The 21,530-nt window shown below is 66.5% G+C and carries 17 protein-coding genes; 7 read left to right on the top strand and 10 right to left on the bottom strand.

Translation table 11 applies throughout. The annotated features are described in order from the left end of the window. Window positions 1-14: 14 nt before the first annotated feature. From OH705_RS06775 to OH705_RS06765, 3 genes are read left to right on the top strand one after another with little or no spacing between them, the layout of a single operon-like run. Window positions 15-590: a YfiR family protein gene (locus OH705_RS06775; protein ID WP_031316726.1), complete on the top strand. Its 576-nt coding sequence runs from the start codon at window positions 15-17 to the stop codon at window positions 588-590. Then, window positions 587-1,858: a diguanylate cyclase domain-containing protein gene (locus OH705_RS06770; protein ID WP_023632751.1), complete on the top strand. Its 1,272-nt coding sequence runs from the start codon at window positions 587-589 to the stop codon at window positions 1,856-1,858. The genes OH705_RS06775 and OH705_RS06770 overlap by 4 nt, the downstream gene beginning before the upstream one ends. Before the next feature lie 3 nt (window positions 1,859-1,861). Further along, the gene (locus OH705_RS06765; protein ID WP_231867455.1) at window positions 1,862-2,362 is read left to right on the top strand and encodes an OmpA family protein; all 501 of its coding nucleotides are present in this window, start codon (window positions 1,862-1,864) and stop codon (window positions 2,360-2,362) included. A gap of 40 nt (window positions 2,363-2,402) precedes the next feature. Here OH705_RS06765 and OH705_RS06760 read toward each other — a convergent pair whose 3' ends face one another. After that, window positions 2,403-3,353, bottom strand: a complete 951-nt coding sequence (locus OH705_RS06760; RefSeq protein WP_031316500.1) for a LysR family transcriptional regulator — start codon at window positions 3,351-3,353, stop codon at window positions 2,403-2,405. Window positions 3,354-3,486: 133 nt separating this feature from the next. Here OH705_RS06760 and OH705_RS06755 point away from each other — a divergent pair, with 133 nt between their 5' ends. Further along, window positions 3,487-5,013: a CoA-acylating methylmalonate-semialdehyde dehydrogenase gene (locus OH705_RS06755; RefSeq protein WP_038707313.1), complete on the top strand. Its 1,527-nt coding sequence runs from the start codon at window positions 3,487-3,489 to the stop codon at window positions 5,011-5,013. Window positions 5,014-5,023: 10 nt separating this feature from the next. Beyond that, window positions 5,024-5,914, top strand: coding sequence for a 3-hydroxyisobutyrate dehydrogenase (gene mmsB / locus OH705_RS06750; protein WP_028691313.1), 891 nt, complete (start codon window positions 5,024-5,026; stop codon window positions 5,912-5,914). Window positions 5,915-6,014: 100 nt separating this feature from the next. On the opposite strand, the gene OH705_RS06745 is transcribed toward mmsB, so the two are convergent. The 8 genes from OH705_RS06745 to OH705_RS06710 all read right to left on the bottom strand — a co-directional run bounded on the left by OH705_RS06745 (window position 6,015) and on the right by OH705_RS06710 (window position 13,664). Beyond that, window positions 6,015-6,359: a cupin domain-containing protein gene (locus OH705_RS06745; protein ID WP_023631693.1), complete on the bottom strand. Its 345-nt coding sequence runs from the start codon at window positions 6,357-6,359 to the stop codon at window positions 6,015-6,017. Window positions 6,360-6,489: 130 nt separating this feature from the next. Next, on the bottom strand, window positions 6,490-7,422 hold the full coding sequence (locus tag OH705_RS06740) for a phosphatidate cytidylyltransferase (RefSeq protein WP_023631694.1): 933 nt from the start codon (window positions 7,420-7,422) through the stop codon (window positions 6,490-6,492). 1 nt (window position 7,423) lies between these two features. Then, window positions 7,424-8,044, bottom strand: a complete 621-nt coding sequence (locus OH705_RS06735) for a lysophospholipid acyltransferase family protein (protein WP_104444536.1) — start codon at window positions 8,042-8,044, stop codon at window positions 7,424-7,426. 5 nt (window positions 8,045-8,049) lie between these two features. Further along, window positions 8,050-8,469, bottom strand: a complete 420-nt coding sequence (locus OH705_RS06730) for a hypothetical protein (RefSeq protein WP_267301521.1) — start codon at window positions 8,467-8,469, stop codon at window positions 8,050-8,052. Beyond that, window positions 8,466-9,812: a phosphatase PAP2/dual specificity phosphatase family protein gene (locus OH705_RS06725; protein WP_267301520.1), complete on the bottom strand. Its 1,347-nt coding sequence runs from the start codon at window positions 9,810-9,812 to the stop codon at window positions 8,466-8,468. The genes OH705_RS06730 and OH705_RS06725 overlap by 4 nt, the downstream gene beginning before the upstream one ends. Then, window positions 9,812-11,566, bottom strand: a complete 1,755-nt coding sequence (locus tag OH705_RS06720; RefSeq protein ID WP_267301519.1) for a bifunctional alpha/beta hydrolase/class I SAM-dependent methyltransferase — start codon at window positions 11,564-11,566, stop codon at window positions 9,812-9,814. Before OH705_RS06720 ends, OH705_RS06725 begins: the two co-directional genes overlap by 1 nt. Before the next feature lie 30 nt (window positions 11,567-11,596). After that, window positions 11,597-12,202 (bottom strand): CDP-alcohol phosphatidyltransferase family protein, encoded by a 606-nt coding sequence (locus tag OH705_RS06715; RefSeq protein ID WP_267301518.1) that lies wholly within the window; start codon window positions 12,200-12,202, stop codon window positions 11,597-11,599. A 124-nt stretch (window positions 12,203-12,326) separates the two neighbouring features. Further along, on the bottom strand, window positions 12,327-13,664 hold the full coding sequence (locus OH705_RS06710) for an MATE family efflux transporter (protein WP_038707318.1): 1,338 nt from the start codon (window positions 13,662-13,664) through the stop codon (window positions 12,327-12,329). Window positions 13,665-13,819: 155 nt separating this feature from the next. Here OH705_RS06710 and OH705_RS06705 point away from each other — a divergent pair, with 155 nt between their 5' ends. Continuing rightward, window positions 13,820-18,724 carry an alpha-2-macroglobulin gene (locus OH705_RS06705; RefSeq protein ID WP_094010341.1) on the top strand — a complete coding sequence of 1,635 codons (4,905 nt, stop codon included), beginning with the start codon at window positions 13,820-13,822 and terminating at the stop codon, window positions 18,722-18,724. Window positions 18,725-18,816: 92 nt separating this feature from the next. Here OH705_RS06705 and OH705_RS06700 read toward each other — a convergent pair whose 3' ends face one another. After that, a complete protein-coding gene (locus OH705_RS06700) occupies window positions 18,817-19,110 on the bottom strand; it encodes a hypothetical protein (protein ID WP_023631497.1) in 294 nt (97 codons plus the stop codon). 68 nt (window positions 19,111-19,178) lie between these two features. Here OH705_RS06700 and pbpC point away from each other — a divergent pair, with 68 nt between their 5' ends. Then, window positions 19,179-21,527, top strand: coding sequence for a peptidoglycan glycosyltransferase PbpC (gene pbpC, locus OH705_RS06695; RefSeq protein WP_267301517.1), 2,349 nt, complete (start codon window positions 19,179-19,181; stop codon window positions 21,525-21,527). Window positions 21,528-21,530 lie beyond the last annotated feature (3 nt).

The following is a 21,530-nucleotide window of genomic DNA, read 5'->3' as shown; positions in this document are numbered from 1 at the left end:
TGAGATTTTCCCCCATGACTGTGGCTGTCTCGGTCTTGAGACGAGTGACGGGTTGTGCGCTCTCGCTGCTGATGGCCACGCTGTTGTCGACCGGCGCTCCCGCCTGGGCGGGCACTGCCGCGTCGGATGCGCAGGCGCAGCAACGGGCCAAGGCCGTGACCCAGGTGGTACTGGGGATCCTCAGCTACGCACGCTGGCCTGCCGACCCCAACCCCTTGCGCCTGTGCCTGGTCGGCCCTACCGAGTACGCCGACGACCTGATCAAGGGCAATGTGCAGAACTCCGGGCAACCCCTGCAGGTGCGCCGTCTGCTGGCCGACGACCCGAGCGTGGCCAATGCCTGTGATGCCATCTATATCGGCAAGCTCGACAAGCTGGAACGTGAGCGGTTGTTCCAGCGGGTCAATGGCCACCCATTGCTGAGCATCAGCGAGGCCGATGACCCGTGCACCGTGGGTAGCCTGTTCTGCCTGCGGGTCAGCGACCAGCAGGTGGCGTTCGACGTCAACCTCGACTCGGTGGCGCGCAGCGGTGTGCGCATCCACCCCAGCGTGCTGCAGCTGTCGCGACGGCGGGCAGGGCAGCCATGAAGCGTTCAGCCAAGCGCTTCAGCCGGCCGACCCTGCGTGCTGTGCTCGGCCGTCGTCACCTGAGCGTGGCGCTGCTCGCCGCGGGCCTGGCCGGTGTGCTGGTGACCCTGCTCGGCGTGGCGGCGTTGCGCGTCTATGCCAATCACAACCTGCACCTGATCGCCCGCTCCATCAACTACACCGTCGAGGCGGCCGTGGTGTTCGACGACAGTGCCGCGGCCAACGAAGCGCTGGCATTGATCGCCTCCACCGAGGAGGTCGCCGACGCCAAGGTCTATGACAACGACGGCGAACTGCTCGCCCATTGGCAGCGTGATACGCCCGGCGTGATGGCGCAGTTGCAGACCCAGGTGGCGCGCGGACTGCTGGAAGAGCCGATCAACATGCCGGTGCAACACATGGGCCAGCGCGTCGGGCATATCGAGTTGACCGGGCAGGGTGGCAGCCTGGTGCGCTTCCTGCTCAGCGGCCTGGCCGGGATCCTGGTGTGCACGGTGCTCAGCGCGGTGCTGGCGCTGTATCTTTCACGGCGCCTGTTCAGCGACATCATCCGGCCCCTGCGCAACCTGGCCAGCGTCGCCCATGCGGCGCGGCGCGAGCGCAGTTTCGACCGCCGCGTGCCGGAAACCCAGATCGCCGAGCTCAACGAGCTGGGCAACGACTTCAATGCCCTGCTCGATGAGCTGGAGGTGTGGCAGAGCCACCTGCAAAGCGAGAACGAAACCCTCGCCCACCAGGCCAGCCATGACAGCCTGACCGGCCTGCCCAACCGCGCCTTCTTCGAAGGGCGGCTGAGTCGCAGCCTGCGCAACGCAGCGCGCACGCAAGATCATCTGGCCCTGTTGTTCCTGGACAGCGACCATTTCAAGCAGATCAACGACAGCCTCGGCCATGCGGTGGGGGACGAAGTGCTGATCAGCGTGGCTAGTCGGGTGCGTGCGCAACTGCGCGAGCATGACCTGGTGGCGCGCCTGGGCGGTGACGAGTTCGCCGTGCTGCTGACGCCGCTGCACTCGCGAGAGGATGCCAAGCGCATCGCCGAGAAAATCGTCGACAGCATGAAGCTGCCGGTGCAACTGGAGGATGGTACCAGTCTGACCACCTCGCTGAGTGTCGGTATCGCCTATTACCCGGACGACGGCCGCGACCCGGCCAGTCTGCTCAATGCCGCCGATGCGGCGATGTACCAGGCCAAGCGCAATCGCCGCGGCCATTGGCAAGTGGCACAGACGGAACGCTGTGCCAACGATGCAAAGAACAGGAGCTGAACCGTGACCAAGCGTTTTTCCGTACTGCGTTTCCCGTTATTCACCCTGCTGCTGGCGCTGTTCGCCCTCACCGGCTGCCAGAGCGTGCCGCCCAAGGGGCTGACACCCGAGCAGGTCGCCGTGCTCAAGCGCGAGGGCTTCGCCCCGACCGATGACGGCTGGGCGTTCGACCTGTCCGGCAAGGTGCTGTTTGGCAGCGACCTGGATAGCCTCAACAGCCAGAGCGAATCGATCGTCGAGCGCATCGGCAAGGCGTTGCTGTCGGTGGATATCCAACGCGTGCGCATCGACGGTCACGCCGACGCCTCGGGCAAGGCCGCCTACAACCAGCAGTTGTCCGAGCGCCGCGCGCAGAGCGTGGCCAAGGCCTTGGCCGGCATCGGCATGCAGCCGCAGAACATCCAGACCCGCGGCATGGGCAGCAGCCAGCCGGTGGCGGACAACCGCACCGCCGCAGGGCGCATGGAGAACCGCCGGGTGTCGATCGTGGTGGGGTCGGAGTGATACCGACATCGCGGGGCTTGCCCCGCGATGATGCCTTCCCTCAATCCCGAGCGAACTTCATCTCCCGCGTCTCCCCCATCAACAACGGCGCATTGGCCTCGGTCACCTCACGGATGTAATCCCACAGCAGGGTGATCCGCTTCAACTTGCGCAGGTCCTCCCGGCAGTACATCCAGAACTGCCGCGTCACCTCGATCTGCTCCGGCAGCACCGTCACCAGCCGTGGGTCCTGCGCCGCCAGGAAGCACGGCAGGATCGCCAGCCCACGCCCCTGCAATGCCGCCGTGTACTGGGCGATCACGCTGGTGCTGCGCAGGTGCGCGTTGGCGTTGGGGATCAGGTTGGCCAGATACAGTAGCTCCGAGCTGAAGGCCAGGTCGTCCACGTAGCTGATGAACGGGTGGCGCCCCAGGTCGGCGATCTCGCGGATGGGTTCATGGCTGTCCAGGTAATCCTGGGTGGCATACAGGCGCAGGCGGTAGTCGCACAGCTTGCAGCACACGTAAGGGCCATGTTCCGGACGCTCCAGGGCGATGACGATATCGGCTTCGCGCTTGGACAGGCTGATGAAGTGCGGCAGCGGCAGGATGTCCACCGAGATCGCCGGCCAGGCATCGACGAAGTGGCTCAGCTGCGGGGTGACGAAGAAGCTGCCGAAGCCTTCGGTGCAGCCCATGCGCACATGCCCCGACAATGCCACGCCCGAGCCCGAGACTTGCTCGCAAGCCATGTGCAAGGTGCTCTCGATCGACTCGGCATAGCCCAGCAGACGCTGGCCCTCGGCGGTGAGGACGAAGCCGTTGGTCCGCGATTTTTCGAACAGCAAAGTGCCCAGCGCCCCTTCCAGTGAACCGATGCGCCGCGACACCGTGGTGTAGTCCACGGCCAGGCGCTTGGCCGCACTGCTGGCCTTGCGGGTGCGCGCTACCTCAAGAAAGAACTTGAGGTCGTCCCAGTTCAGCGCGCTCAGGGAGGTGAGGTCTTTTTGCATGATGATCCGGTTTTTTTGTGCATTCTTGTTGGATGTTTGCACATCTATACTCGATCTCAGCCCCTGTACGCCACCCCGTGTCCATGCCGGCGTAGGCGTCTTCGTTCCGACAATAATTCCAAGGAGAGCGCAGATGAACGCACCCCAGACGCCCGACCAGACCAAGGTCGAGCAGGTCAAGCTGCTGATCGACGGCCAATGGGTCGAGTCGAAAACCACCGAGTGGCGCGACATCGTCAACCCGGCCACCCAGCAGGTGCTGGCGCGTGTGCCGTTCGCCACCGTCGAGGAAGTGAACGCCGCGGTGGCCGCCGCCGAGCGCGCCTTCAAGACCTGGCGCGACACTCCCATCGGCGCGCGCATGCGCATCATGCTCAAGCTGCAGGCGCTGATCCGCGAACACAGCAAGCGCATCGCCGTGACCCTCAGCGCCGAGCAGGGCAAGACCATTGCCGATGCCGAGGGCGATATATTCCGTGGCCTGGAAGTGGTCGAGCACGCCGCCTCCATTGGCACCCTGCAGATGGGCGAGTTCGCCGAGAACGTCGCCGGCGGCGTCGACACCTACACCCTGCGCCAGCCGATCGGCGTGTGCGCCGGCATCACCCCGTTCAACTTCCCGGCGATGATCCCGCTGTGGATGTTCCCGATGGCCATCGTCTGCGGCAACACCTTCGTGCTCAAGCCGTCCGAGCAGGACCCGCTGTCGACCATGATGCTGGTCGAGCTGGCGCTGGAGGCTGGCGTGCCGGCCGGCGTGCTCAACGTGGTGCATGGCGGCAAGCAAGTGGTCGATGGCATCTGCACCCACCCGGACATCAAGGCGATCTCGTTCGTCGGCTCGACCGAAGTCGGCACCCACGTCTACAACCTGGGCAGCCAGCACGGCAAGCGCGTGCAGTCGATGATGGGCGCCAAGAACCACGCCGTGGTGCTGCCCGACGCCAACCGCACCCAGACCATCAACGCCCTGGTCGGCGCCGCCTTCGGCGCGGCCGGCCAGCGCTGCATGGCCACCTCGGTGGCGGTGCTGGTGGGCAAGGCCCGCGAATGGCTGCCGGATATCAAGGACGCGGCGAGCAAGCTCAAGGTCAATGCCGGCAACGAGCCGGGCACCGATGTCGGCCCGGTGGTCTCCAAGCGCGCCAAGGAGCGTGTGCTGGGCCTGATCGAAAGCGGTATCAAGGAGGGCGCCAAGCTCGAACTGGACGGCCGCGACGTGAAGGTGCCGGGCTACGAGCAAGGCAACTTCGTCGGTCCGACCCTGTTCTCCGGGGTGAAGACCGACATGCAGGTCTACACCCAGGAAATCTTCGGCCCGGTGCTGGTGACTTTGGAGGTGGATACCCTCGACGAGGCCATCGCCCTGGTCAACGCCAACCCGTTCGGCAATGGCACCGGCCTGTTCACCCAGAGCGGCGCGGCGGCGCGCAAGTTCCAGAGCGAGATCGACATCGGCCAGGTCGGCATCAACATCCCGATCCCGGTACCGGTGCCGTTCTTCAGTTTCACAGGTTCGCGCGGTTCCAAGCTTGGCGATCTCGGCCCGTACGGCAAGCAGGTGGTGCAGTTCTACACTCAGACCAAGACCGTCACCGCCCGCTGGTTCGACGATGACAGCGTCAATGACGGTGTGAACACCACCATCAGCCTGCGCTAAGGAGCTCGTCATGCGTATCGCATTCATCGGCCTGGGCAACATGGGCGCGCCCATGGCCCGCAACCTGATCAAGGCCGGGCACCAGCTCAACCTGTTCGACCTGAACAAGACCGTGCTGGCCGAACTCGCCGAGCTGGGCGGGCAGGTCAGCACCTCGCCCAAGGACGCCGCCGCCAACAGCGAACTGGTGATCACCATGCTGCCGGCCGCCGCTCATGTGCGTGGCGTGTACCTGGACGAAGAAACCGGCGTGCTGGCCGGCATTCGCCCCGGCACTCCGACCGTGGACTGCAGCACCATCGATCCGCAGACCGCCCGTGAGGTCTCCAAGGCCGCCGCGGCCAAGGGCATCGACATGGGTGATGCGCCGGTCTCCGGCGGCACCGGTGGCGCGGCGGCCGGCACCCTGACCTTCATGGTCGGCGCCAGCGCCGAGCTGTTCGCCACGCTCAAGCCGGTGCTGGAGCAGATGGGCCGCAATATCGTGCATTGCGGCGAAGTCGGCACCGGGCAGATCGCCAAGATCTGTAACAACCTGCTGCTGGGTATCTCGATGATCGGCGTGTCCGAGGCCATGGCCCTGGGCAATGCGTTGGGCATCGACACCAAGGTGCTGGCCGGGATCATCAACAGCTCGACCGGACGTTGCTGGAGTTCGGACACCTACAACCCGTGGCCAGGCATCATCGAGACTGCCCCGGCTTCACGGGGGTATACCGGCGGCTTCGGCGCCGAACTGATGCTCAAGGACCTGGGGCTGGCCACCGAGGCCGCGCGCCAGGCGCACCAGCCGGTGATCCTGGGTGCCGTGGCCCAGCAGCTTTACCAGGCCATGAGCCTGCGCGGCGAAGGTGGCAAGGATTTCTCGGCGATCGTCGAGGGGTACCGCAAGAAGGATTGACCCGCGAGTGGACTTGATCGCGGATCGTATGGTCCTCCCCCTTGTAACTGCGCACCTTGGGGGAGGGGCATGTGCTCCGCGATTTTTTTGCTTCGAGCTTTCAGGCAAACACGAAGTATTTGCGCACCGTCTCGACCACTTCCCAGGTCCCTTTCATCCCCGGCTCGATCACGAACACATCCCCCGCCTTCAGATGCTTCGGCTCCTCGCCTTCCGGGGTGACGATGCAGTAGCCATCGAGGAAATGGCAGTACTCCCACTTCTCGTAGTTGACCTCGAACTTGCCCGGCGTGCAGATCCAGGTGCCCATGATCTTGCTGCCGTCGGCGGACAGGTAGGCGTTGAGGTTGACGGTGTGCGGGTCGCCGCCGATGCGCTTCCATTTGGTCGCGTCGACCACCGGGGTCGGACAGGTTTCGCGCAGGACGGTGATGAAGTCGGACATGGCATGGCTCCAGGTAACAGGTGAGATGACGCGTCACCATAGGGCCATCGAAGTACGGGCAGTTGCCTGGGCTCGACGTCCAGCTGTCAGAGCGCGCTATCTCAACCCAAGCCTGCCGATCGGCCAGGCCTCACGCCCACCAGTAACGCACGAAGTGGAAGAACACGGGCGCTGCGAAGCACACCGAGTCCATGCGGTCGAGCATGCCGCCGTGGCCTTCGATCATGTGGCCCCAGTCCTTCACTCCGCGGTCGCGCTTGATCGCCGACATCACCAGCCCTCCAAAGAAGCCCATGGCATTGACCGTCAGCGCCATCAGCGCCGCCTGCCAGAAGGTGAACGGGGTGATCCAGCACAGCAGGGCGCCGACCAGGGTCGCCAAGGCCACGCCGCCGGCCAGGCCTTCGACGGTCTTCGACGGCGACAGGTTGGGCGCCACCTTGCGCTTGCCGAACAGCTTGCCGCAGACGTACTGCAGCACGTCGCTGATCTGCACCACCAGGATCAGCCAGGCGATCAGCAGCAGGTTGCGGCCTTCGTAGCCGGGGATGTCCAGGGTCATCAGCGCCGGCACCGAAGACACGCAGTACACCGCGATCATCAGGCCCCACTGCACCTTCGAGGCGCGCTCGAGGAAGCGCGTGGTGTCGCCGCCGAAGCTGGCGAGGATCGGCAGCAGCAGGAACAGGTACACCGGGATGAAGATGCTGAACAGGCCGTACCAGTCCATGGCGATCAGCAGGTACTGCACCGGCAACGCCACGTAGAACGCCGCCACCAGGGCGGGGTAGTCGCTGCGTCGGGTCGGGGTGAGGGTCATGAACTCGCGCAGGGCGTAGAACGAGACGCCGTAGAACAGCACGATGACGCCGTACTTGCCGAACAGGAAGGCGATGCCGATCACCAGCACCATCACCCACCAGGCATTGATGCGCGCGTTGAGGTTGTCGATCACCGCATGCGGCGCGGGGCCGGCACGCCACTTGAGCAGGCGGCCTACGAGGCTGGCGAGCAGCAGCAGGGCGCCGATACCGGCGAATAGCGACAGGGTGTTGTGATCCATCTCAGGCTTCCTTCGGGGCCAGGTTCAGCAGGGCCTGGCGGGCCCGCTCGAGAAAGGCATGCTTGGCTTCGTCCTGCTGCAGGTGCAGCGGCTCGCCGAAACTCAGGGTGCACAACAGCGGCAGCGGCAGGGCGCGTCCTTTGGGCATGACCCGGTTGAGGTTGGCGATCCACACCGGCACCAGCTCTACCTGCGGGTTGGCCGAGGCCAGGTGGAACAGGCCGCTCTTGAACGGCAGCAGCGGGTCATCGGTGAGGTTGCGCGTGCCTTCCGGGAAGAAGATCAGCGAGTCACCCTGGGCAAAGGCGTCGAGCACCGGTTGCAGTGGGTTGCCCTCGCAGGCCTGCTGGCGATCGATCAGCACGCCGTTGAACACCTGGCGGATCAGGAAGTCGCGGATGCCCGGCTTGCACCAGTAGTCGGCGCCGGCCACTGGCCGGGTGCGGCGGCGCAGCGGCTCGGGCAGCGCGGCCCAGAGCAGCACGAAGTCACCGTGGCTGCTGTGGTTGGCGAAGTACAGGCGCTGCACCGGTTGCGGCGTGCAGCCCAGCCACAGGGCGCGGGCACCGGTGATCAGGCGGGCGGCGGAGGTGATGACGAAGGCAGTCAGGCTGGCGAGCATCGGGGTTATCCGGTGAAGGGAAGGGTGACGGCGAGCAGCACCTGCGCGGCCAGGCACAAGGCCTGACGGCGCAGCAGGGCCAGGGCAGCCTCGCTGCGTGCAGGCCAGCCGCGTGGATCGTCGGCGGTCGGTTTCAGGCGCAGTTCGAACAGGGCACGGTCCAGGGCCTGGGTATCAGCGGGCAGGCTGTCGCGGCTTGCGAGCCGGGCGAACAGCTCGGCATCCAGGGCAACGCGTATGGCCCAGTACTTGTGCGCCAGGCCAAGCGCCAGCAACGTTGCGTAGAACACCCGGGGCAGCGTTGGCAGCGGCACGCCCAGCATGGGCGCCAGGCTGCAGGCCAGGGCCAGCAAGGTGATGCCGTCCGACCAGCGCTCCAGTTGGCGGCCACGGGCGAGCAGGCTGGCGACGACGAGCAGGTTCATGGCTGTGTCTCCAGCGGCTGCAGGGCCTGGCGGTGGGCTGGATGCAATACCACGCCGGGGCGCGCCTGGCGGATCAGTGTTTCGGCATGCGCGATTGCCTTGCAGCGACCGCTGACCACCAGCCAGGCGGCGACTGCGCTGGCGCTGCGTGAGTAGCCCAGTGCGCAGCAGACCAGTACCGGGCCGTGCCGGCGCAGGTGTTCGATAGCCTCGGCAGCTTGCTGCAAGGTCTGCGTGTCAGGGGCGACCAGGTCCAGTGACGGCAGGTTCAGGTAGGACTGCGAAGCCTGTGGCGTCTGCTCGTGGCAGCGCGCTTGCCCCGCGATGCGGACCCGGCAGGCGAGCTCCGCGCTGAGGTCGATCACCGCCGGGAACTGCACCGTATCACCCGCGCCCGGCACACGCCCGAGGTACACCCCCTCGCACACCTCATCCGCCTGCGGATGGCGCCAGGTCCACAGCCTTGAATTGATCCAGGCAGCAATCAGGTAAGGCGCCAGCAATGCCGTCGCCGCGACCGACAGCCGGCCATCGCTGCTTTTCTGGAAACCTTGCGCTCCGAACAGTGCGTAGTTCAACGCTACCAGCAGCAGTGAAAACGCAGGCCAGAGCAGCCACAAGGCGGAGTGCCCCAGCTTGAACCCGAGCACGGCCAGCAGCAGCGCGCCCAGTCCATAACGCAACGCCAGCCGCCAGCGTTTGGGATCGCGTGCCAGGCGTGCCTGCTGCCAGGGCAACGGCCCTTGTTGCGGCCACAGCCACAGGCAGACGAACCCGGCCAACGCCCCGGTCGGCACATCGATGAAGTGATGCTGCCAGGTGCTCAGGACCGACAGCCCGATCAGCCCCATCCAGCCGTGCACCAGCCAGCGCCAGGCGGGATGCCGCGCATGGCGGGCGAACATCGTCCAGATGATTACCAACAGCGCGATATGCAGCGAAGGCGCCTGGTTGTAGGGCTTGTCGAAGCCCATCAGCACATCGAACAGCCAGCCGAACAGCCCTGACAGCTCGGGACGCTCGAAGGTGAAGCGCAGCGGCCAGAGCAGGAAGCAGGCCACGCAGATCACCTGTGCCGTGAGCAATGCCAAGGCATGTCGGTCCATCTCGCGACGTGTACGTGGCAGCAGGAACGACAACCCGTACAGCAGGTCGATCGACCAGTACGGGATGATAGTCCACGGCCACAGCGGCATGTGCCGTTCCCAGGCGAACACCAGGCTGCCGATATCGTCGCGTCCGGCCGTGTAGGAGTTGGCCAGGCCGTAGCTGAGGAAAAACAACGGTCCGAGCAGCAACAGCCAGAGCACGCCGCGGCGGATCAGCCCGGTTTCACGGGCCATCAGCGCACCCGCTGCGCTAGGCTGACGCTGAAGATGCCCCATTCATCGATGCGCTGGGTGATCTTGCGGAACCCTGCGGCCTCGACCAACTGATCCATCTCTGCCTGGCTGCGTCGGCGCATAACCCAGGCCTGGCCGCCGCGGTGGCTGGTCAGGGCGCGGGCGATCATCTCCAGCTGCGGATGCCAGGGCTGGCCGGTGTAGACCAGGTAGCCGCCGTCCTCGACGGCATCGGCCAAGCCCGCCAGTGAATTGCCGACCAGCTCGTTGCTGGCGAACAGCTCGTAGAGCCCCGAGACCACCGCGAGGGTGGGGCGTGGGGTGAGGCTGGCCAGGCTTTGCCGATCGAAGGCATCACCCTGGACGAAGCGGGCGATCTCGCCGAGGTCTTTTTCGCTGATCAGTGCGTTGCCCTGTTGCACGTTCAGCTCGCTGTAGTCGCGCAGCAGGATCGAGTCGGGCAGTTGCTGCAGGCCTTGCAAGGCCTCGAGGATATAGCGGCCATGGCCGGCGGCGATATCGACGATATGGACCGGGCGCTGCTGCTCGCGCAACTGGGCGATGGCCAGGCGCAACAGCTCCTCGACGTTCAGCTTGCGCTGGCGGATACCGCGCCAGCCGATGGCGTCCAGGTAGTTCCGGTCGACCAGCCCGCCCAACCGGCCTTTGCCGGTCGGCGTATTGCGGTAGACGTAGTCGAGGGTCGAGCCGGAGTCGAAGCCGGTGTCGAAGCCCAGTTTCACCCCCTCGGAAAGGCCCTTGCCCAACTGCAGGCCGGCGCGGGTGGCGCGCCAGTAGAGGTCGCGTGGCGAATGGCGTGGCAACGGCGCAGCCAGGCTCTCGGCCTCGGCGCAGCTGGCGCCGCTCCTGTCGGCGTCCAACAAGGAAGGGCGCGCTGGCGGCGCGTCGAAGCAGTGCTCGACGAAGCGTTCGATCCGCGCCAGGGCGTGGGCGCGGTCGCGCTCGCCAAGGGTGTCATGGAAGAAGCCTGGCAGGATGTGCTTTTCCTTGCGTGCGCTGCCCAGGCGATCGAAGAACTGCTCCTGCGGCTTGCGCTCGACCACCAGGTCCGCGCCGGAGATCAGCAGTTGCGTCGGCACCTGGATTGCCTGGGCGTCGGCCACCACGCGGTCGGCGGCGTCATACAGGCCCAGCAGCATGCTGACCGAAATGGGCCGGCTGATCAGCGGGTCGGCGACATAGGACATGACCCGCTCCGGGTCATGGGTCAACAGGCGCGGCTTGACGTAGCTGTTGACGAAGAAGTTGCCGCGCAGGGCCTTCATCAGCTTCAGCCCGGGGCGGGCGAAGGGCACATAGAGTTTGACCTTGAACGCCGGCGAAGCGAGCACCAGGCAGCGCACCCTGGGCGCATAGTCGTGGGCCCAGGTGGCGATCAGTACCGCGCCGACGCTTTGCGCCAGCACCACCATATCGGGTTCGGCGATGCCATGGCTGGCCTGGAGGTGCTCGATGAAGGTCTGCACGTCGCGCACGCTGGTGGCGAAGCCCGGGCTGTCGCCGCGTGCTCCTGGCGATTGGCCATGGCCACGGGCGTCCCAGGCGAAGAAATCATAACCGGGCATGTTCAGTTCGTCGGCCAGGTGGGCCATGCGCCCGCCGTGCTCGTGGCCGCGGTGGAACATCACCACGGCGCGGCGTGGTTGATGCTCGTTGCGCGTGGCGGGCCAGTGGCGATAGTGCAGCTCGACGCCGTCATGGGTGCAGAAATGCAGCGATTGCGCTTGGCGCATGGCGAATATCCTTGTCCGGCAGCGAGGGGCTCAGCGGGTTTCGGCCAGGCCGTGGCGAACCCGGTTGTACAGGGTATAGAGCGAGAGCAGCAGGATCACCAGCAGCAGGCCATTGATCCAGCTCGCGGCCAGCAGCCCGAACGCCACGCCAGTGCCCAGCACGCCGAAGGCGAAGGCCCGGTCGCTCTTGCCCATTGGCCCGTCGTAGCGGCGTGACGCGCCGGCCAGCGGGCCCATTACCCCGGCGTATTCGCTGATCACGGCGAACACCACCACCAGCACCACCAGTGCCGGCGAAACGCCGGGCAGCAGGGCGAACGGCAGGTACAGCGCAGTGTCGGCGATCACGTCGCTCAGTTCATTGAGGTAGGCGCCGAGCCTGGACTGCTGGCCGAACTCGCGGGCGAGCATGCCGTCGACCGCGTTCAGCGCCATGCGCAGCAGCATCCACAGCGGTATCAGGATGAACAGCCAGGTGGCCTGGTGCTGCCAGGCGAGCAGTAGGCCAAGGACGATGGAGACCGCCGCGGCGGCGACGGTGACCTGGTTGGCGGTGACGCCACGCTCGTACAGGCGTTGCACCGAAGGGCGCAGCAGCGCCTGGAAGCGGGGTTTGAGCTGATAGATGGATGGCACGGCGAATTCCCTGTCATGGTGCGGCATGGCCGCGATTGTGGGGAATCAGGCCGGGGGCAGGCAAGGGGGCAGGTGAGGGCTTTCGCCTGGTTTCGTGACGCAGCGCTGCAAAGCGGCGCCGCTCTCAGCGAATCCAGCGGTCGCGCTGCTGCAAACGCCACCCCAGCCACCCCAGCGTCACCGCCCGCAGCACCATGAAGCCGAGGAACGCCCACCACAGCCCATGGTTGCCGAACCCGCGCATGGCAAGCGCCAGGGGCAGCGCGACCGCCACCGACAGCAGCATCGCATTGCGCATCTCGCGTGCCCGCGTCGCGCCGATGAACAAGCCATCGAGCAGGTAGCTCCACACGGCTACCAATGGCAGCACCGCCAGATAGGGCAGATAGGGATACGCGGCTTCGCGCACACTGGCAATGTCGGTCTGCAGGTCGATGAACAGGTGCCCGCCCAGCAAGAACAGCACGGCGAACACCAGGCTGACGATCAGCGACCAGCCGCAGGCCACCACCAGTGCCTGCTTCAGGGCACTGCGGTCACGGGCGCCGATGGCATGGCCGCACAGGGCCTCGACCGCATGGGCCAGGCCATCGAGGGCATAGGCGGTGAGCATCAGCCCATTGAGCAGCAGGGCATTGGCTGCCACCGTAGCCTCGCCCAGGCGCGCACCCTGCACGGTGAGCAGCAGGAACACCAGTTGCAGGGCCAGGCTGCGCAGGAAGATGTCGCGGTTGACCGCCAGCAGCGGCCGCCAGCTCTGCCAGCGTTTCAACGCGGCCCAGGCGACCTGCCCGGGGTAGGCGCGCAAGGCCGGGCGGGTGAGGGCCAGGCCGAGCAGGGCGGCGCTCCATTCGGCGATCACCGAGGCCCGCGCCGAGCCGACCACCCCCCAGTCCAGGCCAAGTACGAACCACAGGTTCAGGGCGATGTTGAGCAGGTTGGTCGTCAGCAGGATCGCCAGCGGCGCCCTGGCGTTCTGGGTGCCGAGGAACCAGCCGACCAGGGCATAGCTGGCCAGTGCTGCCGGCAGGCCGAGCAGGCGGGTGTGGAAGAAGGCTTCGGTCGAGGCATGCAGCGCTTCGCTGGGCTGCATCGCCTGCAGTGCCAGTTGGCTGAAGGGTAGGGCCAGCAGGCCGATCAGCACGGCGAAAGCCAGCGCCAGCAGCAGCCCCTGCACAAGTACCTGGCGCAGCGCGGCGCCGTCGGCGCGGCCGGCGGCCTGGGCGGCGAAGCCGGTGGAGCCCATGCGCAGGAAGCCCAGCAGGCCGACCATGAAGGTGAACAGCGTGGCACCGACGGCCACCGCGCCCAACTGATGGGCATGGGGCAGGTGGCCGATCACCGTGCTGTCGACCAGCGCCACCAGCGGCACCGAGATGTTGGACAGGATCATCGGCGCGGCCAGGGCCCAGACCTTGTGGTGGGTGGGGCGGTTGCGCCAGGCGGTGGACAGTGAAGACATGCGGGCTCCTGCGTGATTGCGCAACGGATTGTACCGGCCCGGCAACCTATTGGCGCGAACACGGTCTCACTTGCCGCGCATCGCCAGGAAAGCCTCGAGCCGTTGCGCTATAGTTGCCCCCCTCACGTACACGCTGCCGAAGAGTTCTCTCTCAAATGCTCAACAAAGGATTGTTGCTGGCCTGCGCGCTGGCCCTGCTCAGTGCCTGTGATTCTTCCACCCCGGACAAGCCATCGGCGCCTGCTGCTGACGCCGCTGCCGTCGCGCCTGTCGAAACCCGGACGGCCAAGCGCGAAGATCCGGCAGTGCTCGCCAAACGCTATGCCGGCCGTGAACTGACCGTGCTGGACGTCTCGGAAGTGCAGCTCGACGGCGCCAGCACCCTGTCGGTCAGCGTCTCCGCGCCGCTGGACGCCAATCAGGACTTCGCCGGCAAGTTGCACCTGGTCGACACCGTCAAGGGCAAGGTCGACGGCGCCTGGGAACTCTCCGACAACCAGATGGAACTGCGCCTGCGCCACCTGGAGCCGCAGCGCAAGATGGTCCTGACCATCGACAAGGGCCTGCTCTCGGTCAACGGCAACCAGCTGCAGGCCGAATCGGTCAGCCGCTTCGAGACCCGCGATATGCAGGCCACGGTGGGCTTCGCCAGCCGCGGTTCGCTGCTGCCCACGCGCCTGGCCGAAGGCCTGCCGGTGATTGCCCTGAACGTCGACAAGGTCGATGTCGAGTTTTTCCGCATCAAGCCGGACATGCTCTCGAGTTTCCTGGTCAACTGGGGGCGCAACAGCAGCCTGTACTACTACCAGTCCAAGGAAACCCTGGAGATGGCCGAGCTGGTCTACAGCGGCCGTTTCGACCTCAACCCGGCGCGCAATACCCGCGAAACCGTGCTGTTGCCGATCGCCGGGATCAAGCCGCTGCAGGAGCCAGGCGTATACCTGGCGGTGATGCGTGCCTCGGGCACCTATGACTACTCGCAGCCGGCGACCCTGTTCACCCTCAGTGACATCGGTGTCTCGGCGCACCGCTATCGCGATCGCCTGGACGTGTTCACCCAGGCTCTTGAGGGCGGCAAGGCGCTCAAGGACGTCACCCTCGAGCTGCACGACGACAAGGGCAAGTTGCTGGCCCAGGCCAAAACAGACGGCGACGGTCATGCGCAGCTGCCGATCACCGCCAAGGCCGATACGCTGATCGCCACCCAGGGCGTGCACACCACCCTGCTGCGTCTGAACACCGCGGCGCTGGACCTGGCCGAATTCGACATCACCGGGCCCCAGGCCAACCCGCTGCAGTTTTTCATCTTTGGCCCCCGTGACCTCTATCGCCCAGGCGAGACCGTGCTGCTCAACGGCCTGTTGCGCGACCAGGACGGCAAGCCGGTCAAGGCCCAGCCGGTGAACGTGGAAGTACGCCGCCCCGATGAGCAGGTCAGCCGCAAGTTCGTCTGGGAGGCCGACCAGAACGGCCTGTTCCAGTACCAGCTGCAACTGGCCAGCGAAGCGCCGACCGGCCGTTGGCAGTTGCTGCTCGACATGGGCGGTGGCCGCAAGCAGGTTTACGAATTCCTTGTCGAGGACTTCCTCCCCGAGCGCCTGGCGCTGGAGCTCAAAGGCAGTGCCGCGCCGCTGGCGCCGGAGCAAACCGCCACGATCCAGGTCAATGGTCGTTACCTCTATGGGGCTCCCGCCGCCGGCAACCGCCTCAGTGGCCAGGCCTACGTGCGTCCGTTGCGTGAAGCGGTGAAGGCGCTGCCGGGCTATCAGTTCGGCGCGGTCACCGAGACCGAGCTGAACCAGGACCTGGAACTGGACGAAGTCACCCTCGACCAGAACGGCAAGGCCCGCATCGACATCGAAAGTCGCTGGGCTGAAGCCCGCTCGCCGCTGCAACTGACCGTGCAGGCCAGCCTGCAGGAGTCCGGTGGTCGGCCGATCACCCGGCGCCTGGAGCAGCCGATCTGGCCTGCCGAGCGTATGCCGGGCCTGCGCGGCCTGTTCGACGGCGAAGAAACCGATGGCGACGGCCCGGTGGAGTTCGAGTTCCTGGTGGCTGATCGCGACGGCAAGAAACTGGCCGCCGACAACCTGAAGGTACGGCTGATCCGCGAGCGCCGCGACTACTATTGGAACTACTCGCAGAGCGATGGCTGGAGCTACAACTACAACGAGAAGTTCCTTACCCAGGCTGAAGAAACCGTCAGCGTGAAGGCAGGTTCCACCGCCAAGCTGAACTTCCAGGTGGAGTGGGGTCCGTACCGTGTCGAGGTGGAAGACCCGCAGACCGGCCTGGTCTCCAGTGCCCGCTTCTGGGCCGGCTACCGCGCCCAGGACAACGCCGAGGGGGGCGCCGTGCGCCCTGACCAGGTGAAGATCGCCCTGGACAAGCCAGCCTACAAGGAAGGCGGCACCGCCAAGGTCACCGTCACCCCGCCGGCCGCCGGCAGCGGCTACCTGATGATCGAGTCCGCCGACGGCCCGCTGTGGTGGCAGGAAATCGAGGTGCCGGCCGAGGGCAAGACCTTCGATGTCGAACTGGACAAGAAGTGGGCGCGCCACGACCTGTACATCAGCGCCCTGGTGATCCGCCCGGGTGAGCGCAAGGCCAACGCCACGCCGAAACGCGCCGTGGGCGTGCTGCACCTGCCGCTGGACCGCGCCGAGCGCAAGCTGGCCGTGTCGCTGCAGGCGCCGGAAAAAATGCGGCCCAAGCAACCGCTGACCGTCAAGGTCAAGGCGGTCAACGCCGATGGCAGCGTGCCCAAGCAGGTGCATGTGCTGTTGTCGGCGGTGGACGTGGGCATCCTCAACATCACCGACTTCAAGACCCCCGATCCGTTCGCCAGCCTGTTCGGCCGCAAGGCCTATGGCGCCGACCAGCTGGACATCTATGGCCAGTTGATCGAAGCCGGCCAGGGCCGCCTGGCCAGCCTGGCCTTCGGCGGTGACGCCGCCATGGCCAAGGGCGGCAAGCGCCCGAACACCACGGTGACCATCGTCGCCCAGCAGAGCCTGCCGGTGACCCTCGATGAAAAAGGCGAGGGCCAGGCCAGCGTCGATATTCCCGATTTCAACGGTGAACTGCGCCTGATGGCCCAGGCCTGGACCGAAGAACACTTCGGCATGGCCGAGGGCAAGACCGTGGTCGCCGCGCCGCTGATCGCCGAGCTGTCCGCGCCGCGCTTCCTCGCCGGTGGCGATCAGACCCGCCTGGCGCTGGACCTGGCCAACCTGTCCGGCCGCGCCCAGCAACTGAGCGTGCAGGTGTCCAGCGAAGGTCAACTGAGCCTGGTCGGTGGCGCTCAGCAGAACTTCACCCTCGCCGAAGGCCAGCGCACCACCCTGATGATCCCGGTGCAGGCCCAGGGTGGCCTGGGCCAGGGCAAGGTTCGCGTGCAGGTCAACGGCCTGCAGCTGCCGGGTGAGCCGGCTAGTACCTTCGAGCGTGAATGGACCCTGGGTATTCGCCCGGCTTACCCGGCGATGCTCAAGCACTACCGCGTGGCCCTCAAGGACCAGCCCTGGAGCCTGCCCGACAGCGACCTGGCCGAGTTCGAGCCTGCGGGCCTGGAGGCCAGCCTGGCGTTATCGAGCCGCCCACCGCTGAACCTTGCCGAGCAGATCCGCGCCCTGGAAGCCTACCCCTACGGCTGCCTGGAGCAGACCACCAGTGGCCTGTACCCGTCGCTGTACGCCGATGCCGACAGCCTCAAGCGCCTGGGCATCAAGGGTGAGCCGGCCGATGTGCGCAAACGCAAGATCGAGATGGGCATCGAGCACCTGCTGGGCATGCAGCGCTACAACGGCAGCTTCGGCCTGTGGAGTTCGGACAGCGAGGAGGAATACTGGCTGACTGCCTACGTGACCGATTTCCTGCTGCGCGCCCGCGAGCAAGGCTACGGTGTACCGGCCGAGGCGCTGAAGAAGGCCAGCGAGCGCCTGCTGCGCTATGTGCAGGAGCGCAACCTGATCGAAGTCGACTACAGCCAGAACGCCGACCACACCCGCTTCGCCGTGCAGGCCTACGCCGGCCTGGTGCTGGCGCGCAGCCAACAGGCGCCGCTGGGCGCCTTGCGCAGCCTGTTCGAGCGTCGTGCTGACGCCCGCTCCGGTTTGCCGCTGGTGCAACTGGCGGTGGCGCTGGACAAGATGGGCGACAAGCAACGTTCGCAGCAGGCGCTGCAGGCGGGCCTGGCGGTCACCCGCGGCAAAGGCTGGCTGGCCGACTACGGCAGCGCCCTGCGTGACCAGGCGTTGATCCTGTCCCTGCTGCAGGAGAACAACCTGGCCGCCAATCAGGTCGACCAGCGCCTGTTCGGCCTGTCCGACGAGTTGGCCGCCAACCGTTGGCTGTCTACCCAGGAGCGCAACGCGCTGTTCCTTGCCGGCCGTGGCCTGCTGGGCAAGCCGGAGGGTACTTGGAAGGCTCGCCTGGACAGCGCCGGTGAAGTCCGTGAGTTCGACAACAATGATTCGGGCATGAAGCTCGAGGGCCCGCTGCTGGCCTCGCCATTGACCGTGCAGAACCAGGGTGGCGACACCCTGTACCAGCAGCTGACCTTGTCCGGCTACCCGCGCCAGGCTCCGGCCGCCAGCGGCAATGGCATGGAAATCCGCCGCGAGTACCTGGGCATGAATGGCCAGGCGCTGGATGTGCGCAACCTGCGCAGCGGTGACCTGGTGCTGGTGCACCTGGCGCTCAAGGCCCAGGACCAGGTGCCCGACGCCCTGGTAGTGGACCTGCTGCCGGCAGGCCTGGAGCTGGAGAACCAGAACCTGGCGCAGAGCGCTGCCAGCCTGGACAATGCCAGCAGCGCGGTGAAGCAGTGGCGCGAGTCGATGCAGAACGCCAGCGTGGTGCACCAGGAGTATCGCGACGACCGCTACGTGGCCGCGCTCAAGCTCGACAGCTACGGCACCACCCACCTGCTGTACCTGGCCCGTGCGGTGACGCCGGGCAGCTACCGCGTTCCGCCTCCGCAGGTGGAGTCGATGTACCGGCCCAACCTGCAGGCGATTGGTGATAGCCAGGGCGAGATGATTGTAAGAGCTCGCTGACCCTCAAGCTGTGAGCTGCAAGCTACAAGAGAAAGCAGTCGATGCAGGCTGCTTTCAACTTGCCGCTTGTAGCTCCAAGCTTGCAGCTGCTTTCAATGCACTACCCAGCTCAACACCCACAACCCCAGCAACGCCCAGATGATCCCGAGGATGATCGATGCGCGCATGAAAGCGCGGACCGCCGAGTACAGCAACATCAGGCCGACGATAAGCGCCAGGATGCTCACCAGCGAGGTGTCCATCCCCAGCGTGCGCGCCAGGCCATCGATGAAATTGCCACCGGCGTTGGCCAGCAGGTTGAACAACCCGCTCAAGCCATCGACGATGAACCGGATCACCGAACCCAGTGCCTGGCCCAGCCATTCGAAAAAACCTTCTACATGCATAGTCGCTTCCTGATCAACGAATCGGCGATTCCCAGCCTTTGGCCATCACCTGGCCCGGTCGGTTCCCGATGCCAAGCTTAGCGCGCCCGCGCCTGACCAGGCTGCTGCGGCGTGTCGCCGTCAGCGTGCTGCTGGGCATGGCCCTGCTGTGGCTGGCTGACCGTATCTGGCCATTGCCCATGCCGGGCGACGACCTGGCGCGGGTGGTGCTGGCCGAGGACGGCACACCGTTGTGGCGCTTCGCCGACGCCGACGGCGTGTGGCGCTATCCGGTCAGCCCGCAGGAAGTCTCGCCGTTGTACCTTGAAGCCCTGCTCGCCTACGAGGACCGCTGGTTCTATCGCCACCCCGGGGTGAACCCCATGGCCCTGGCCCGGGCTGCATGGCTCAACCTGCGTGGCGGGCGGGTGGTGTCTGGTGGCAGCACGCTGTCGATGCAGGTGGCGCGCCTGCTCGACCCGCACGACCGCACCTTGCCCGGCAAGCTGCGCCAGCTGTGGCGCACGGTGCAGCTGGAGTGGCACCTGTCCAAGGACGAAATCTTGCAGCTGTACCTCAACCGGGCGCCGTTCGGCGGCACCTTGCAGGGCGTAGCGGCAGCCAGTTGGGCGTACCTGGGCAAGTCGCCGAAACACCTGACTCCGGCCGAAGCCGCGTTGCTCGCGGTGCTGCCTCAGGCGCCGAGCCGGCTGCGTCCGGACCGCCACCCTGAACGCGCCCAGCGTGCCCGGGACAAGGTGCTGCAGCGCCTGGCCGAGTACCAGGTGTGGCCAGCCCAGCGCATCGACGAGGCGCGTGAGGAGCCGCTGTTGCTGGCGCCACGCCAGGAGCCGGCGCTGGCGCCGCTGCTGGCCCGGCGCCTGAATACGCCGAACAGCCCGCCACTGATCCGTACCACCCTGGACGCCGCCTTGCAGCGGCGCCTCGAAGACCTGCTGCTGGGCTGGCGCGCTCGCCTGCCCGAGCGCACTTCGGCGGCGTTGCTGGTGGTCGAGACGCAGAGCATGGCCGTGCGCGCGTATCTCGGCTCCATCGACTTGAGCGATGAGCGCCGCTTCGGTCACGTGGACATGATCCACGCCCTGCGTTCGCCCGGTTCGACCCTCAAGCCGTTCCTCTACGCCATGGCCATGGACGACGGCCTGATTCACTCCGAATCGCTGTTGCAGGATGTGCCACGACGCTACGGCGACTACCGCCCCGGCAACTTCTCCATGGGCTTCAGCGGCCCGGTGTCGGCCAGCTCGGCGCTGGCGCTGTCGCTCAACTTGCCGGCGGTGCAACTGCTCGAAGCCTACGGCCCGAAACGCTTCGCCGCGCAGATGCGCTTGGGCGGGATGCCGCTGGTGCTGCCGCCGCTGGCCGAGCCGAACCTGTCGCTGATTCTTGGTGGCGCAGGCAGCCGCCTGGAGGACCTGGTCGGTGGCTATGCCGCGCTGGCTCGTGGTGGGCTGAGCGCGCAGGTGCGCCTGCAACCTCAGGACCCGCTGGTGGAACGCCGCTTGCTGTCGCCGGGTTCGGCCTGGATCACCCGGCGCATTCTCAGCGGCCTGGCGCGGCCGGACCGTGACCCCCACGCCGAGCTGGTGCAGCGTCCGCAATTGGCCTGGAAGACCGGCACCAGCTACGGCTTTCGCGATGCCTGGTCGGTGGGCGTCGGCCCGCGCTACCTGATCGGCGTATGGATCGGCCGCCCCGACGGCACCCCGGTGCCGGGCCAGTTCGGCCTGGCCTCGGCGGCGCCATTGATGCTGCAGGTGCATGACCTGCTGAGTAACCGCGACAGCCAACGCGGCATCGAAGTGCCGGTCGAACCGGTGCCCGATTCGGTCGGTGTGGCGGCGATCTGTTGGCCGCTGGGCCAGCCAATGAACCGTCAGGACCCGAACTGCCGTCGGCAACGTTTCGCCTGGACCCTCGACGCTACCACGCCACCGACCTTGCAGGCTGCCGACCAGCCGCTGGGGCTGGGTTTGCGCGAAACGGTGTGGCTCAACGAGCGCGGCTTGCGTGTCGATGCCTCTTGTCCCGGTGCCAGGGCGCATGATGTCGCGCTATGGCCGGCCCCGCTCGAGCCGTGGTTGCCCAGCGCCGAACGCCGGGCAGCGCGGCTGCCGACTGTCGACCCCGCCTGCCCACCGCGGATGGCGGCCAGTGCGCCACCGCTGTCGATCGTCGGGGTGCGGGCCGGCGACAGCCTGCGTCGCCCGGCCACCAGCCATGAGCCGCTGCAGGTGCGGGTGTCGGCATTGGGTGGGGCGGGGCGACGCTGGTGGTTCCTCAATGGCCTGCCCTTGGGCGAGACCCAAGGGCAGGACAGCCTGCAAGTAAGTTTCGAGCAGGCCGGGCGCATCGAGTTGAGTGCTTTGGATGAAAGCGGCGAGACGGCGCGGGTGGAGTTCCAGGTCAGCGAGTAAGCA

This window comes from Pseudomonas sp. BJa3, assembly GCF_026343815.1.
In the GTDB taxonomy this organism is placed as follows: domain Bacteria; phylum Pseudomonadota; class Gammaproteobacteria; order Pseudomonadales; family Pseudomonadaceae; genus Aquipseudomonas; species Aquipseudomonas soli.
The sequence above is the reverse complement of the archived record's forward strand: the minus strand, read 5'-3'. Positions and strand labels throughout refer to the sequence as shown.